Genomic DNA, 15191 nt, shown 5'->3' on the forward strand with positions numbered 1-15191 from the left:
CCGGCGCGGCGGGCGGGCGCTCTCGAGCGGCCCGCGAGCCGGCCGCCCGATACTCCGCGGACCCGCAGCGCCGTCGGCGCTCGACACGGCAACTCGACACGACAACGGGGGCACCTCATGCAACCGACGATCACCTCCCGGGAAAGAGCGGCGGACGGGGCGGCAGGCGCCCCGTCCCGGCGGGGCGCCCCGCCGTCCGCCTCCCCCCGCCTTCCCTCCCTGACCGGCCTCCGGTTCATCGCGGCCGCCCTGGTCTTCCTCTTCCACGGCGGCCTGGAGTTCCTGTTCCGGGATGCCGGGGCGCAGGAGTCCTACATGTTCGGCACCGCGTCCGCCGGCTTCGTCGGCGTCTCGTTCTTCTTCGCGCTGAGCGGGTTCGTCCTGGCCTGGTCGGCGCGGCCCGGCGACAGCGCGCCGCGCTTCTGGCGCCGCAGGTTCGCCAAGATCCTCCCCAACCACGTGGTGACGTTCGTCCTCGCGCTCGCCCTGCTGGCCTGGACGGGCGCCTCCACCGGTGTGCTCCCGGCGCTGGCCAACCTGCTGCTGGTGCACTCGTGGGTGCCGGACATCGCCTACGTCGGCAGCGCCAACGACGTGAGCTGGTCGCTGTCGGTCGAGGCGGCCTTCTACCTGGTCTTCCCCCTGCTGTTCGCGCTGGCCGGCCGGATCCGGCCGGACCGGCTGTGGTACTGGGCCGGGGGCACGGCGGCGGTGATCGTGCTCATGCCGGTGGCGGCCCAGCTCTTCCTGCCCGACCAGCCGCAGTTCATGTGGGGGAACGCGTCGTTCGTCCAGATCTGGTTCCTCTACGACTTCCCGGTCGTCCGCGCCCTGGAGTTCACCCTGGGCATCCTGCTGGCCCGGATCGTGCTCACCGGCCGCTGGATCGGCCTGGGCGTCCTGCCGGCCTCGCTGCTCGTGGCCGCCGCCTACGTCGCCTCGCTGTACGTGCCCTTCCTCTACCGGTTCGCGGCGATCACCGCCGTCCCGCTGGCCCTGCTGGTCGCCGCCACGGCGGCCTCGGACGTCAAGGGGCGCCGGAGCGTGCTGAGCACCCGGCCGATGATCTGGCTCGGTGAGATCTCCTTCGCCTTCTACCTCCTGCACCGGCTCGTCCTGCACTACGGTCACCTGGCCTTCGGCCGCACCCCGGACGGCCACGGCGGCCTGGCCGGACCGGCCTGGAGCACTCCGGGGGCCGTCGCGTTCCTCGCGGGCGCCTTCGCGGTGTCGGTGCTCCTCGCCTGGGCCCTGTGGGCCCTGGTGGAACGTCCCGTGATGCGCCGCTGGTCCGTGCGCCGCTGATGCGGTGCCGCTCCCACCTCCACTCCCCCCACTCCTCGAACCCCGGCCCCCGCTCCTCGGGCCGGGGTTCGAGCCGGTCTCCATCGGTGCTCCAAAGCCGTGCGGCAGCCTCGGGCGAGGCGGCCGCGAGCCGACCACCAGCGAGAGGAGCGCTTCGATGACCGTCGAGCAGGATCCCAGGCCGTATCCGTTCAGCGAACCCGACCGGCTCGAGCTGGACCCGGCCTACGCGCGGCTCCGGTCCGACGGGGAGCTGGCGCGCGTGCAGTGCCCGTACGGGTCGCCCGCCCTGCTGGCGACCCGGTACGAGGACGTCAAGCTCGTCCTGGGCGACCGGCGCTTCAGCCGGGCCAGGGCGGTTGCCGGGGACCAGCCGGCCCACACGCCCATCGGGCCGGGCCCCGAGGCGATCGTGGCGATGGACCCGCCCGAGCACACCCGGCTGCGGCGCGTGGTCGCGAAGGCGTTCACGATGCGGCGGATCGAGCAGCTGCGCCCGCGGGTGGAGAGGATCATCGAGGACCTGCTCGACGACATGGAGAAGCAGGGCTCGCCGGCCGACCTGGTGACCCGGTTCGCCCGGCCGCAGCCCGCGCTCGTCATCTTCGAGATGCTCGGCGTCCCGTTCGAGGACCGCGAGCAGCTCCAGGAGTGGGCCGAGACCACCCTGACGGCCACGGGCGACCGCTACACCCTGGACGACGTCCTCGGCGCGCTGGGCAGCCTGCGGGCGTACGTGGCCGGCCTGCTGGAGCAGCGGCGCCGGGAGCCGGCCGACGACCTGCTGAGCGTCCTGGTCACGGCCCGCGACGAGGAGGACCGGCTCACCGAGAAGGAGATGCTCGACCTCGCCGTCGGCGTGCTCGTCACCGGCTACGAGACCACCTCGGACCAGATCTCCAACTTCGTCTACCTGCTGCTGACCCGCCCCGACAAGCTGCGGGAGCTGCGGGAGGACCCGGGGCTGCTGCCGCGGGCGGTCGACGAGATGCTGCGCTACGTCCCCCTGCTGCGGGCCACGTCCTTCCCCCGGGTGGCCACCGAGGACGTCCGGCTCAGCGCGGGCCTGGTGCGGGCCGGTGAGGCGGTGCTGCCCGCGATGATGTCGGCCAACCGCGACGAGGCCGTGTTCGACTCCCCCGACGAGCTCGACTTCCACCGGGAGGACAACCCCCACCTCGGCTTCGGGCACGGCCCGCACCGCTGCCTGGGCGCCCAGCTCGCCACCATGGAGCTGCAGATCGCGCTCGGCGCCCTGCTGCGGCGCTTCCCCCGGCTGCGGCTGGCCGTGCCGGCCGAGGAGGTCCCGTGGCGCGTGGTCACGCTCCAGCGCGCTCCCCGTGAACTCATGATCGAGTGGTGAGACGTGACAACGGCCGGAAAGGGCGGGAAGGTGGAGGAGATGTGGCGGATCGAGGTCGACAGGAGTGCCTGCGCGGGCACGGGGCTGTGCGTGGGCGCGGCCCCGGAGCACATGCGGCTCGACGGCGGCCGGGCCCGTCCCGTGGCGCGGGACACGGCGCCGGACCAGCGGGTCGCGGACGCCGCGGAGACCTGTCCGATGGAGGCCATCAGGGTCCGGGACGCCGCCACGGGCGAGGTGCTCGCGCCGGAGCTGTGACCGGCGCGGCACGACGGAGAGCGGAACGGCCGGCGCGGTGCGGCCGGCACGGGGAGAGGGCATGCGCTGGGACAACCTGAGCCTCGACGGCGGCGACGACGGCGAGGACGGCGTCGGCGGCGGCCGGGAGGCCGCGGCCCTCCCCCTCTTCGGGCAGGACGCGGTGGTGACCCGGACCTTCGACACCCCGGAGTTCCGCGGGATGACCTTCCACGAGGTCCGGGCCCGCACCGTCCTCAACCGGGTGCCCGAGGTGCCCGGCACTCCGGGCGGCTGGACCCTCAACCCCTACCGCGGCTGCTCCCACGCGTGCGTGTACTGCTTCGCGCGCGCGAGCCACGGCTATCTGGGCCTCGACGCCGGGCTCGACTTCGACACCCAGATCGTGGTCAAGGTCAACGCCCCCGAACTGGTGCGCCGCGAGCTGGCCAGGCGCGGACGGCCCGGCGACCACGTCGCGATGGGCACCAACGTCGACTGCTACCAGCGCGCCGAGGGCCGCTACCGGCTGATGCCGGGCATCCTCGCCGCCCTGCGCGACCACCGGGTGTCCTTCTCCATCCTGACCAAGGGCACCCTGATCCTGCGCGACCTGGAGCTGCTGCGCCAGGCCGCCGAGCACGCCACCGTGGAGACCGCCGTGTCGGTCGGCTTCACCGACCCCGGGCTGTGGCGCGCCCTGGAACCGGGCTCCCCGTCCCCGCAGGCCCGGCTCGAGGTGTGCCGCAGGCTCAACGAGAGCGGCATCCCCTGCGCGGTGATCATGTCGCCGATCGTCCCCTACCTGAGCGACTCCCCCGACCGGCTGCGGGCGACGGTGCGCGCCGTGGCCGAGTCCGGGGCGGTGTCGATCGCGCCCGAGGTGATGTACCTGCGGCCGGGGTCGCGCGAGTGGTTCATGTCCTGGCTAGCCGAGCACCATCCGGGCCTGACGAGCCGCTACGAGGCCCTGTACGCCGGCGGCGCGTACGCCCCGCGCTGGTACCAGCGCAGGATCCTGGAGCGGGTCGGCGAGCTCTCCGCGGAGTACGGCTGCCCCCCGCCGCGGACCTTCCACACCGGCAAGCCCCCCGAGTGGCCGGCGGCGCAGGAGCCGCCCGAGGACACGGGGCCGACCCAGCTCACCCTGCTGTGACACCGGCGACACCGGCGACATCAGCAACACCGACGACACCGACACCACCGACACCACTCCACTGCCCGTCTGCCTGCCCGCCGCGGCGGGCAGGCAGACGGGCGGGCAGGCAGCACGGAACGGCTCCGGGGCCGAGGCCCCGGAGCCGTTCCGCGTGCGCGCGGCGGGTCAGCCGTCGGCTCCCTGGAAGGTCTGCCGGGCGCGGGGCAGGACGAAGGCCACCGCGAACGCGACGGCGAACAGCCCCGCCATCACCCACAGGGCCCGCTCGAAGGCGGAGTCGTAGCCGCGCCGGGCCGCCTCGGCGCCGGCCTCCCGGACCGCCTCCCGGACCACGGAGGGGTCGGACGCCGACCGCGCCAGCCGGTCGACCTCGCGGTCCAGTTCCCGGCAGCTGGCCGGCACCTCCCCGGCGTCCTCCGACGCCGAGCGGTCGCCTCCGCAGGCGCGCAGGCCGGCCACGATCCTGTCCCGGCCGTCGGCGGCGACCCCGGCCGCCGCCAGCTCGGCGCGCAGCGCCGGCGCCAGCCCGTCGGCCTGGGAGGCGACCTGACCGCCCAGGAGGCCGAAGAAGACCGTGCCGATCACGGCGATGCCGAGTGCTCCGGAGAACTGCTGGACGGCGGTGAAGGTGCCGGACGCGGAGCCGGACTCGTGCGGTTCCGCCGAGGTGTTCACCGTGTAGTAGAGCGACGACATCCCCAGGCCCATGCCCACGCCGACGACGGCCAGCGACGGGGCGAACCAGAGGGCGCCGACGTCCCCGGAGGCGAGGTTCACCGTGAACCAGAGCCCGACGATGCCGGCGAGCATGGTCGCCGTGCCGATGTGGATGAGCGCGCGGCCCAGCTTGGCCGCCAGGCCGATGCGGCCCACGACCAGCGCGACGACCGCCGAGCCGAGCACCTGGGGCAGGCTCGTCATGGCCGCCTTGAGCGGCGAGTACCCCAGGCCGGTCTGCACGTAGAGGGTGAAGACCAGGGTGAAGCCGATGACGGCGCAGAACATCAGCGATCCCGCCACCAGGGCGCCGGAGAAGGCCCGCTTGCGGAAGAGGCCGGGGATCACCAGCGGGTCGCCTCCCCGGCGCTGCCGGTGCGACTCGTACCGGCCGAAGACCCCGAAGAGGACCACGCCCGCGGCCATGGAGGCGAAGGTCCACAGCGGCCAGCCGAGTTCGCGGCCCTGGACGACGGGGAACACCAGCAGCAGCGCCGCGGAGGCGACGATCGCGGCGCCCACCAGGTCGAGCCGGGAGGCGGTGCGGCCCGGGGACGCGGGCAGCAGCTTGGCCGCGGCGAAGAAGCACACCACTCCGAGCGGCAGGTTGACCAGGAAGATCATCCGCCATCCGGTGCCGAAGAGGTCGGCGCTGAGCAGCCAGCCGCCCACGATGGGGCCGGCGATGTTGGCGAGGCCGACGATCGGGCCGATGCTGCCGAAGGCGAGCGGCAGCTCCCGCGGCGGGAACAGCTCCTTGATCAGTCCCAGCCCCTGCGGGATCATCACCGCGCCGCACAGTCCCTGGAGGACCCGGAAGAGGACCAGCGAGTCCGGGCCCTGGGCCAGACCGCACAGGATCGAGCAGAGGGTGAAGCCGGCGACGCCGACGAGGAACATCCGCCGGCGCCCGAAGATGTCGCCGAGCCGCCCGCCGATGATGAGACCCGCCGCCATCGCGAGCGTGTAGCCCGCGGTCAGCCACTGGATCATCGTGGTGCTGCCACCGAGGTCGGCCCGGATGGAGGGCCCGGCGATCGTGGTGATCAGGGCGTCGAGAATGTCCATCATGGTGGCGACCAGCACGACGGCGAACGCGTACCAGCGCCACCGGTAGGGCGCGGGGCCGTCCCCCCCTGCCTCTGTCGGCGCCGGGGCGGCGTGGGTGTCGGAAGCCATGGTTCTCCTCATCGGTGTGGGCGCCGGTTCAGCTGTGGTCGTGGACGAACTCGCGGATCGACTCCACGACGTAGTCGAGCATTTCGTTGGTCAGCCCCGGATAGACACCGACCCAGAAGGTGTGCTCGGTGACGATGTCCGCGTTCGTCAGGTCGCCGACGACGCGGTGCGGCTGATCGAGGTAGGCGGGGTGGCGGGTGAGGTTGCCGGCGAACAGCCGCCGGGTGCCGATCTTCCGGCTCTCCAGGAAGTCCGCCAGGTCGGCCCGCCGGTAGGGGGCGTCCGGTTCCACGGTGATGAGGAAGCCGAACCAGCTCGGGTCGCTGCCGGGGGTCGCCTCGGGGAGCAGCAGGCCCGGGACGCCCTCGAGGCCGTCGCGCAGCCGCCTCCAGTTGGCCCTGCGGGCGGCGCAGAAGTCGTCGAGCCTCCTCAGCTGGCTGAGCCCCAGCGCGGCCTGGAGGTCGGTGGACTTCAGGTTGTAGCCCACGTGGGAGAAGATGTACTTGTGGTCGTAGCCGTACGGCAGCGTGCCCATCTGGTACGTGAACCGCTTGAAGCACTTGTTGTCCTCGCCCGGTTCGCACCAGCAGTCGCGGCCCCAGTCGCGCATGGACTCCACGATGCGGGCGAGCGCGAGGTTCGAGGTGAGCACGCAGCCGCCCTCGCCCATCGCGAGGTGGTGGGCGGGGTAGAAGCTCACGGTCGTCAGGTCGCCGAAGGTGCCGGTGAGCCTGCCGTCGTAGAGGGAGCCCACGGCGTCGCAGTTGTCCTCGATGAGGAAGAGGCCGTGCTTCTCGGCCAGCGCCGCCACCTCGGCGACGGGGAAGGGGTTGCCGAGGGTGTGGGCGATGATGATGGCCCTGGTCCGCGGGCCGATGGCGGCCTCGATGCTCTCCACCGTCGGGTTGTAGGTGCCGAGTTCGGCGTCGACGAAGACCGGCACCAGGCCGTTCTGCAGGATCGGGTTGACGGTCGTGGGCCAGCCCACCGCCGCCGTGATCACCTCGTCGCCCGGGCGCAGGCGCTGGTCCTCCAGCTGGGGCGAGGTGAGCGCGGAGACCGCCAGGAGGTTCGCCGAGGAGCCGGAGTTGACCAGGTGGGCCTTGCGCCGCTTCAGCTTCCGGGCGAAGGCCGACTCGAACCTGCGCGAGCTGGTGCCGGCGGCGATGCGCATGTCCAGCGCCGCCTCGACCAGTGCCGCGCGGTCCTCCTCGTCGAGGACCGCTCCGGAGGGCCAGATCTCCGTCGTGCCGGGCGTGAACCCCGGACGCGGGGCCCGCTCGTGGTGGTACTTGCGGACCTGCTCCAGGATCAGCTGCTTGGTGTCGCCGCTCATTTCTTCCCCCCGTCGGGTGTCAGCCCGGCGATGACCGGCACGATCTGGCCGGGAGAGGGCAGGGCGAGGATCTGGTCGCGCAGGGCGTGGGTCCGTTCGCGGTACGAGGAGTCCTCCAGGAGGTCCCGGCAGGCCTCCAGCACCTGGTCGGGATCGAGCTCCTCCAGCGCGATCCGCTGCGCGGCGCCGAACGCGTCGAGCCGCCGCGCGCTGTCGTACTGCTCCACGGTGTGCGGGACGAGCACCTGCGGCAGTCCGGCGCGCAGGGCCGCCATGACCGTTCCGGCGCCGCAGTGGTGCACGATGAGGTCGCAGGCCGGCAGCACCGAGTCCAGCGAGAGCCAGCCCGCGTCGATCACGCTGTCGGGCAGCGGGGAGAGCTGCTCCACCACCGCGTCCTCGACGGCGAGCAGCAGGTCCACGTCGAGCGCGGACAGCGCGCGCAGCAGGTTCCGGAACAGCTCGACGCGGCCGGGGACCGGCACGGTGCCGAGCGTCAGCAGCAGGCGCGGGCGGTCGCGCTTGTCGAACACCCAGGGCTGTACGGTGCCGGGCGTGCTGTAGGGCACGTACCCCATCGGCTGCGCGTTCGGCCGCGGTTCGCCGGGGTGGACGCCCGGCGGGCAGGTGTCGAGCACCAGGTCGGGGACGGGCAGCGCGTCCAGGCCGAGCTGCGCCAGCTCGGGAGCGAACTCCCGCTCACCGCACTCGTCGATCACCCGCGGGTATCCCAGGCCGATGCCGTGCTCGACGAACGGGACGCCGTGCACACCGGCCGCGGCCGCCGCGGAGTAGGAGTGGGGCTCGCCGATCACGACGTCCGGCTTCCACTCCCTGACGATCCTGAGCATCCCGTCGACGGTGCGCGCCCCGAGCCGGCCGAAGGCCCGGCCGGTGTGCGCGAGCAGTTCCTCCTCGGTGTCCGGCAGCACGACCGGCGCGCCGGAGCGGTCGAAGAGCATGACGTCCTTCATGGGCAGCGGCCCGCAGTTCGGGACGAAGGGCAGGCCGGAGCCGCAGACCGTCTCCGCCATGTTCTCCGGGGCCGCCACGAGCACGTCGTGTCCGGCCGCCCTGAGGGCCCAGGCCATGGGGACGACAGGGAAGTAGAGACCGAACGATGGGCTGGTGCTCATCAGGATTCTCATGCCGGAACGGTAGGAGCGGCCGCCGGAGCCCGGCTCGAGTCCGGCTTGTCCGGATCACACCGACCGGTACGTCGGTTCCGGCGGACCGTCCGCCCGGCGGGCCGCCCGCCGCACCTCGTCCAGCAGGCGGGCCAGGGCGACGGAGTCCCGCGGCCACCGGTCCCACGGCCCCGGGCCCTGCGCCCGCACGGCGTCGGCGAAGGCCCGCACGGTCGCCGCGCACTGGTCCTCGGCGTCCAGCTCCAGGTCCCGGCGGCCGTCGGACCGCTCCAGGCGCGCCGCGGGACGGTGGTCCGGCGGCGGGGTGAAGGCCCGGTCGAGGTGGAGGCGGCCCTCGCTGCCCCACAGCGTGTACGCGGAGCGGTAGGAGTGGACCATGCCGAAGGTCAGTTGCGCGGTCACCCCCGCGGGGTTCCGCAGCAGGACGGCGCCGGCGGTGTCCACCCCCCGGCCGGGGTCCCGCAGCAGGCCGGCGCCCAGCACCTCCCACCGGGGGCCGAGGAGGAACTGGGCGGCGCGCAGGGGGTAGACGCCGACGTCGAGCAGCGCCCCGCCGCCCAGGTCGGGCCGGTAGCGGATGTCGTCGGCCGGCCGCGGCGGTATCGCGAAGGCGGCCTCCAGGCAGCGCGGTTCGCCGATCGCGCCGTCCTCGACCAGCCGCCGCAGCCGGGCGTGCGCGCCGTGGTGGAGGAACATGATGTTCTCCATGAGCACCAGGCCCGACGAGCCCGCCAGGTCCGCCAGGGCCGCCGTGTCCGCGGCGCGGGTGGTGACCGGTTTCTCCGCCAGCACGTGCTTGCCCGCCCGCAGGGCGCGCTCCACCCACGCCGGACGCAGGGCGGCGGGCAGGGGTACGTAGACGGCGTCGACGTCGTCGCGCCGCAGCAGCCGCTCGTACCCGCCCACCGCCGCGCAGCCGTACCGCTCGGCGACCCGTCCGGCCCTGTCCGCGTCGCGGCTGGCGACCGCGGCGACGTCCGCCCCGGGCAGCGCGGCGATCGCGGGCAGGACCTTCCGGACGGCGATGTCGGCGCACCCCAGCACGCCGATCCGCACGGGACGGCCCGTCACCGCAGGGCGCTCAGGCAGGCGAGCAGGGTGCGCGCGTGCATGTTGACGTACTGCCCGTGCCGCAGCAGGCCGGCGAGCTGGCCGACCGTGACCCACGCGTACTCCGGCGGCAGCCGGCCGGGCAGGGAGTCGTCCGCCTCGACGACCATGTAGCGGCTCTCGGCGTTGCGGAACCTCCCGCCCTCCTCGGAGTGGACCGCGTCGAAGCGGATCCGCTCCGGGGCGGCGTTCACGACGTGGTCGAAGAAGTGCGGCCGGTCGGCCGGGTCGTAGTTGCCGGGACGGCACTGGACCGTGGGCCCCAGCTCCACCGCGTTGACGAAGCCGCCCTCCACCTTGACGTGCGCCAGCGCGTGCAGCACCCCGCCGAACTCCCTGACCAGGAAGGCGGCCACGCCGCGTCCGACCGGTTCCAGCAGCGGCTGGGTCCAGCCGCCCACCTCACGGCTGCCGGCGCGCACCGACACGGCGACCACCTTGAAGTGCCTGCCGTCCTCGCGGACGATCTCGTCGTCGGTGCGGTGCCAGCCCGGGACGTCGCGCAGCGGCACCCGGGTGGCCTCCACCTCGTGGTGGTCGGCGCGCAGCCCGGTGAACCAGCTCAGCACCTCGGCCGTGGTGGACAGCGCCCCGGCGGCGGGGTCGAAGGACGCGGCGAGCGCGGAGCGGAACGCGTCGCCCTCCCCCGCCGCCCCGGGCGCGGGGGCCGGCAGGCACGACAGGACGGTGCGCGAGTCCATGTTGATGACGTTGTCCCGGGTCATCAGCGTGTTGATCTCACCGAGCGTCAGCCAGCAGAAGTCGTCGTGGAGGGGCACCTCGACACCGGGGTCGAGTTCGACGACGACGTTGCGGTTGTTCTTGCGGTAGAACCACCAGCCGTGCTCGGACTGGAGGACGTCGGCGACCACCCGGCCGCGCTCCGGCCCGACCACGTACTCCAGGTACCGCACGGGCGCGCCCCGGTGGACCCGGGTGTAGTTGCTGCGCGTGGCCTGGATCGTGGGCGAGAGCTGCACCAGGCCGGAGTTGCCCGGCTCCATCTTCGCCTGCATCAGGAAGCGCAGCACGCCGTCGGTCTCCTGGGCGACGATGCACAGGATCCCGACCTCGGGCTGCCGGATGATGGGCTGGTACCACTCGGGGACCGGCCCGCCGTCGGTCCGCACGTGCAGGCCCTCGACGGTGAAGAACCGGCCGGTGCGGTGCACCAGGTTGCCGGTGTCCCCGGCGAAGTGCCAGGCGTCCATCTCCGCGAACGGGATGCGGTGGACCTCGAAGCCGTGGGCCCTGCGCCGCTCCTCCAGCCACCGGTCGAAGCGGCCGGTGGCGACCGGGCCGTCCCCGGACACGGCCGCCGAGAGCGCCAGCCGGGCCGGCAGCGTGGTGTCCTCGCGGGGCCCGAGGACGGCCGGCGGTGCGGCGGTCGCCGCGGCGGCGCTCACCGGACGCTCCCGGTGAGCGCCGGCCGCTCCTCGCCGGCGCCGGCGTCCGGCTGCCACCAGGACCGGTTGTCCCGGTACCAGGCGACGGTGGCGGCCAGTCCCTCCTCGAAGGGGACGGTCGCCGTGTAGCCGAGCTCCTCGCGGATCTTGGTGTCGTCGAGCGCGTAGCGCATGTCGTGTCCCTTGCGGTCGGCGACGTGGCGCACGAGGTCGGGCGAGGCGCCGCACAGGTCCAGGAGGCTGTCGGTGATCTGCCGGTTGGTGCGCTCGTTGCCGCCGCCGACGTTGTAGATCTCCCCGGCCCGGCCCCGGGTGAGCACGAGCTGGATCGCCCGGCAGTGGTCGGACACGTGCAGCCACTCCCGGATGTTGGAGCCGTCCCCGTACAGGGGCACGGTGCGGCCCGTCAGGAGCCGGGTGACGAAGTTCGGGATGAGCTTCTCGATGTGCTGGTAGGGCCCGTAGTTGTTGGAGCAGCGGGTGATGGACAGGTCCAGGCCGTGGGTGCGCCAGTAGGCGCGGGCGACCAGGTCGCTGGCCGCCTTGGAGGCCGCGTACGGGGAGTTGGGCTGCAGCGGCCACTCCTCGGTCCACGAGCCCTGCTCGATCGAGCCGTAGGTCTCGTCGGTGGAGACGTGCACCACCCGCTGCACCCCGGTGCGCACGCACGCTTCCAGGAGCGTCTGGGTGCCGCCCACGTTCGTCCGTATGAACTCGGACGCGGCCTCCAGCGAGCGGTCCACGTGCGACTCCGCGGCGAAGTGCACCACGGCGTCGTGGCCCGGCAGCAGGTCGAGCAGGAGCGGCAGGTCGCAGATGTCGCCGCGGACGAAGGCGAGCCGCGGGTGGCGGCCGGGGAGGTTGGCCCGGTTGCCCGCGTAGGTGAGTCGGTCGAGGACGGTCACGTCGGCGTCCTCGAAGCCGGGGTAGCCGCCCGCCAGCACGGTGCGGACGTACTCCGAGCCGATGAAGCCGGCCGCGCCGGTCACCAGGATCCTCATCCCGCCGCCACCTCCACCCGTGTGTGGTCCCCGACCAGGAGCCGGTTCGAACCGGTGGGCGCGGCGAGGGTGACGGCCGCCGACCGGCCGATCAGCGAGCTGCGCAGGCGCACCTGCCGCACGGTCGCCCCGCCGAGCGCGATGGAGTCCTCGACCCCGGCCGTGCTGATCACGCAGTCGGCCCCGAGCGAGGTGTACGGCCCGATGAAGCTGTCCTCCACCAGGCTGCCGGCGCCGACGATCGCCGGGCCGACGATCCGGGAGCGCACGACGCGCGCCCCCTCCTCGACCACGACCGGCCCGACGATCTCGCTCTCGGCGTCGACCGTCCCGGCCACCGAACCGGTGATCTTCGCCAGCAGTTCGCGGTTGCACTCCAGCACGTCCTCGGCCCGGCCGGTGTCCTTCCAGTACCCGGAGTTGACCCGGGCGCGCACCTCGTACCCCTGCTCCACCAGCCACTGGACGGCGTCGGTGATCTCCAGTTCGCCGCGCGCGCTGGGCCGGATCGCGTCGACCGCCCGGTGGATCAGCGGTGTGAAGAAGTAGACGCCGATGAGCGCCAGGTCGCTGAGCGGCACGCTGGGCTTCTCGACCAGCCGGGTCACCCGGCCGTTCCCGTCCACCTCCGCGACGCCGAAGGACCGGGGGTCGTCGACCTTGTTCACCATGACCTGGGCGGTGGGACGCCACCTGAGGAAGTCCTCGGCGATGTCGGCGATTCCGCCCGGAAGCATGTTGTCCCCCAGGTACATCACGAAGTCGTCGTCGCCGAGGAACTTCCTGGCGATCATGACGCAGTGGGCGAGTCCCCGGGGCGCGTCCTGGCGGATGTAGGAGATCCGCACCCCGAGGGACGATCCGTCGCCGAGCACCGCGCGGATCTCGTGCTGGCGCTCGCCGACGATGACGCCGACCTCGGTGATGCCCAGGGCGCGGAGGTTCTCCACGACGTGGACGAGCACCGGTTTGTTGGCGATGGGGATGAGTTGCTTGGGCATGGAGTAGCTGAAGGGACGCAGGCGCGTGCCCGCACCCCCGGACAACACCAGGGCTTTCATGGAGCCATCTCCTCGGCAGGCAGCACCCGCGGTGGGTGCCTAGCTCAGACGGTGGTGAAGACCTCTTCGTAGTCGAGGCGCGGGAGGCGCTGGAACCAGGCGTTCTCACCGGGCTTGCCGATGTTCACCACGGCGATGACGTTGTGCTTGCCGTCGCCGAAGAACTCCTTGTCGATGGCCTCCCCGTCGAATCCCACCATGGGGCCGGCGGCCAGCCCGGCGGCGCGCAGCCCCATGATGAAGTAGCCCAGCTGCAGGGTGGCGTTGGACTTGGCGGCGCGCTCCCGGATCTCGTCGTCGGAGAAGACGGTGTCCTTGAGCTCCGGGACGAAGGGGAACAGCCGCGGCAGCTCCTGGTGGAAGTCCAGGTCGGCGGCGAGGATCGCGACCAGGGGGGCCGTGCGGGTCTTCTCCTGGTTGGGCGGCGCCATGTTCGACACCAGGCGCTCGCGCGCCTCGTCGGAGCGGACCAGCACCACGCGCAGCGACTGCAGGTTGAAGGCGGTCGGCGCGTACTTCACCAGGTCGTACACGGCCTGCACGGTCTCGTCGGAGACCGGTTCGTCGGTGAAGGCGTTGGCGGTCCGCGCCTCGCGGAAGAGCAGGTCCTGGGCTGCGGAGTCGAGCACGAGCGGGCTGGACATGGTCGAGGCCCCTTCCTGTGGGTGTTCCTGTGGGTGTTCCTGTGGGTGGGTCGGTGTCCGGCGGTCGGCCCTCGTACGGCCTGCCGACCGGTCCTGTGCCCCGGTCGGCCCGCCGGCCCACCGTGGGTCCGGCGGCTCGAGGCCCGATGGACCCCGCCTCGCGCCGCGCTGTTGAGCGGTGCTCCAACTCCCCTCTAGCCCGCTGCCGGACGCTCCGGCGACCACCGGACCGGTGGTGCGTCAAGTGAAAGGGAGGAGCGCGATGTCCGCGCCGACCCGGATTCCCGAAGCCGAGGCCGTACGCCCCCGGCTGCCCTCGCTCACCAGTCTCCGCTTCTTCGCCGCGATGCTGGTCTTCCTCTGCCACGCGGGCTTCGTCGCGTTCTTCAACCAGCCCGCCTACCGCGACGACTTCGTCTCCCTCGTCAACAAGGCGGGGGCCGTGGGCGTCTCCTTCTTCTTCGTGCTCAGCGGGTTCGTGCTCGCCTGGTCGAGCCGCGAGGGGGACACCGTGCCGCGCTTCTGGCGCCGCCGGCTCTTCAAGATCTACCCCCTGCACGTGGCCACCTTCGTGCTGGCGATGGCGGTCACCGCGTGGTCCACCGCCACCTGGGGCACCTCGCTCATGAACCTGTTCCTGGTGCAGACGTGGGCCCCCCGGGCCGACGTCGCGGCGATGGTGAACATACCGAGCTGGTCCCTCTCCTGCGAGCTGCTCTTCTACCTCTCCTTCCCGTGGCTGTTCCGCGCGCTGCGCGGTATCCGGCCGGAGCGCCTGTGGTGGTGGGCCGGCGGTGTGACGGCGGCCGTCTTCTGCGTGCCCCTGGTGGCGCGGGCCCTGCCCGCCTCGCCCCTGATGCCCCGCATGGGCGGCCCCGTCGGCGACCCGGTGTCGCAGTGGGAGACCTGGTTCGTCTACGCGTTCCCGCCGGTGCGGATGCTGGAGTTCACGCTCGGCATCCTGCTGGCCCTGATCGTGCTGAACGGCCGCTGGGTGCGGATGCCGGTGACGGGGCTGCTGGCGCTCACCGCGGTCGCGTACGCCGTCGCGCTCAACGCGCCCTTCGGCCTCAGCCTGGTGGCCGTGAGCATCATCCCGGTGGCCCTGCTGATCCCCGCCACGGCGCAGATCGACATCGAGGGCCGCGCCTCGGTCCTGCGGAACCGGACGCTGGTGTGGCTGGGCGAGATCTCCTTCGCCTTCTACATGGTGCACTCGGTGGTCATGGCCCTGTTCGGCGAGCTGATCCCGCAGGGCGCCCTGGGCACCTGGGCGACGACCGGCCTGATCGCGCTCGACCTGGCCGTCAGCATCCTGGCCGCCTGGGCGCTGTACGCCGGGCTGGAGCGCCCGGTCATGCGGCGCTGGAGCCGTCCCCGGGCCCGGCGGGCGGAGGCGCCGGCGGCCGTGGCACAGCCCCTGTCCGCGCCCCCCGTCAGGGAGCCGGTGGCCTGATCCGCGCCCCGCGGTCCGTACGACGTCTGGGCCCCCGCACACGGTGTGTGCGGGGGCCCAGACGTCGTA

13 protein-coding genes are annotated in these 15191 nt (G+C 72.9%); 5 read left to right on the forward strand and 8 right to left on the reverse strand.

What is annotated here, in order from left to right:
• The first annotated feature begins 117 nt into the window (after positions 1 to 117).
• The 4 genes from QC029_RS21190 (at position 118) to QC029_RS21205 (ending at position 4061) form a co-directional block, all read left to right on the forward strand.
• Positions 118 to 1305 carry an acyltransferase gene (locus tag QC029_RS21190; RefSeq protein ID WP_279557309.1) on the forward strand — a complete coding sequence of 396 codons (1188 nt, stop codon included), beginning with the start codon at positions 118 to 120 and terminating at the stop codon, positions 1303 to 1305.
• 157 nt (positions 1306 to 1462) lie between these two features.
• Positions 1463 to 2668, forward strand: coding sequence for a cytochrome P450 (locus QC029_RS21195; RefSeq protein ID WP_279557310.1), 1206 nt, complete (start codon positions 1463 to 1465; stop codon positions 2666 to 2668).
• Positions 2669 to 2671: 3 nt separating this feature from the next.
• The gene (locus QC029_RS21200) at positions 2672 to 2926 is read left to right on the forward strand and encodes a ferredoxin (protein ID WP_279557311.1); all 255 of its coding nucleotides are present in this window, start codon (positions 2672 to 2674) and stop codon (positions 2924 to 2926) included.
• 61 nt (positions 2927 to 2987) lie between these two features.
• Positions 2988 to 4061 (forward strand): Rv2578c family radical SAM protein, encoded by a 1074-nt coding sequence (locus QC029_RS21205; protein WP_279557312.1) that lies wholly within the window; start codon positions 2988 to 2990, stop codon positions 4059 to 4061.
• 168 nt (positions 4062 to 4229) lie between these two features.
• Here the strand turns inward: QC029_RS21205 and QC029_RS21210 are convergent, their stop codons facing one another.
• Genes QC029_RS21210 through QC029_RS21245 form a run of 8 tightly spaced genes read right to left on the reverse strand, consistent with a single transcriptional unit; the run spans position 4230 to position 13666 of the window.
• Positions 4230 to 5960: an MFS transporter gene (locus QC029_RS21210; protein WP_279557313.1), complete on the reverse strand. Its 1731-nt coding sequence runs from the start codon at positions 5958 to 5960 to the stop codon at positions 4230 to 4232.
• Positions 5961 to 5988: 28 nt separating this feature from the next.
• Positions 5989 to 7296 (reverse strand): lipopolysaccharide biosynthesis protein RfbH, encoded by a 1308-nt coding sequence (gene rfbH / locus QC029_RS21215; protein ID WP_279557314.1) that lies wholly within the window; start codon positions 7294 to 7296, stop codon positions 5989 to 5991.
• On the reverse strand, positions 7293 to 8444 hold the full coding sequence (locus QC029_RS21220; protein ID WP_279557315.1) for a nucleotide disphospho-sugar-binding domain-containing protein: 1152 nt from the start codon (positions 8442 to 8444) through the stop codon (positions 7293 to 7295). Before QC029_RS21220 ends, rfbH begins: the two co-directional genes overlap by 4 nt.
• 54 nt (positions 8445 to 8498) lie before the next feature.
• Positions 8499 to 9515 (reverse strand): Gfo/Idh/MocA family protein, encoded by a 1017-nt coding sequence (locus QC029_RS21225; protein WP_279557316.1) that lies wholly within the window; start codon positions 9513 to 9515, stop codon positions 8499 to 8501.
• A complete protein-coding gene (locus QC029_RS21230; protein ID WP_279557317.1) occupies positions 9512 to 10960 on the reverse strand; it encodes an NDP-hexose 2,3-dehydratase family protein in 1449 nt (482 codons plus the stop codon). The genes QC029_RS21225 and QC029_RS21230 overlap by 4 nt, the downstream gene beginning before the upstream one ends.
• Positions 10957 to 11961: a dTDP-glucose 4,6-dehydratase gene (gene rfbB, locus QC029_RS21235; protein WP_279557318.1), complete on the reverse strand. Its 1005-nt coding sequence runs from the start codon at positions 11959 to 11961 to the stop codon at positions 10957 to 10959. The genes QC029_RS21230 and rfbB overlap by 4 nt, the downstream gene beginning before the upstream one ends.
• A complete protein-coding gene (locus QC029_RS21240) occupies positions 11958 to 13022 on the reverse strand; it encodes a glucose-1-phosphate thymidylyltransferase (protein ID WP_279557319.1) in 1065 nt (354 codons plus the stop codon). Before QC029_RS21240 ends, rfbB begins: the two co-directional genes overlap by 4 nt.
• Before the next feature lie 44 nt (positions 13023 to 13066).
• A complete protein-coding gene (locus QC029_RS21245) occupies positions 13067 to 13666 on the reverse strand; it encodes a malonic semialdehyde reductase (protein WP_279557320.1) in 600 nt (199 codons plus the stop codon).
• A 262-nt stretch (positions 13667 to 13928) separates the two neighbouring features.
• Between QC029_RS21245 and QC029_RS21250 the strand changes: the two genes are divergently transcribed.
• Entirely contained in the window at positions 13929 to 15122 is a 1194-nt protein-coding gene (locus QC029_RS21250; protein ID WP_279557321.1) for an acyltransferase, read from the forward strand.
• The last annotated feature ends 69 nt before the right edge of the window (positions 15123 to 15191 follow it).

The sequence above is a fragment of the Streptomyces sp. DH37 genome (assembly GCF_029813835.1).
GTDB lineage: Bacteria > Actinomycetota > Actinomycetes > Streptomycetales > Streptomycetaceae > Streptomyces.

Coding starts and splice junctions, on each gene's coding strand:
- QC029_RS21250 (WP_279557321.1), top strand. CDS start 13,929: ATGTCCGCGCCGACCCGGATTCCCGAAGCCGAGGCCGTACGCCCCCGG.
- rfbH (WP_279557314.1), bottom strand. CDS start 7,296: ATGAGCGGCGACACCAAGCAGCTGATCCTGGAGCAGGTCCGCAAGTAC.
- QC029_RS21245 (WP_279557320.1), bottom strand. CDS start 13,666: ATGTCCAGCCCGCTCGTGCTCGACTCCGCAGCCCAGGACCTGCTCTTC.
- QC029_RS21190 (WP_279557309.1), top strand. CDS start 118: ATGCAACCGACGATCACCTCCCGGGAAAGAGCGGCGGACGGGGCGGCA.
- QC029_RS21240 (WP_279557319.1), bottom strand. CDS start 13,022: ATGAAAGCCCTGGTGTTGTCCGGGGGTGCGGGCACGCGCCTGCGTCCC.
- QC029_RS21210 (WP_279557313.1), bottom strand. CDS start 5,960: ATGGCTTCCGACACCCACGCCGCCCCGGCGCCGACAGAGGCAGGGGGG.
- QC029_RS21220 (WP_279557315.1), bottom strand. CDS start 8,444: ATGAGAATCCTGATGAGCACCAGCCCATCGTTCGGTCTCTACTTCCCT.
- QC029_RS21195 (WP_279557310.1), top strand. CDS start 1,463: ATGACCGTCGAGCAGGATCCCAGGCCGTATCCGTTCAGCGAACCCGAC.
- QC029_RS21205 (WP_279557312.1), top strand. CDS start 2,988: ATGCGCTGGGACAACCTGAGCCTCGACGGCGGCGACGACGGCGAGGAC.
- rfbB (WP_279557318.1), bottom strand. CDS start 11,961: ATGAGGATCCTGGTGACCGGCGCGGCCGGCTTCATCGGCTCGGAGTAC.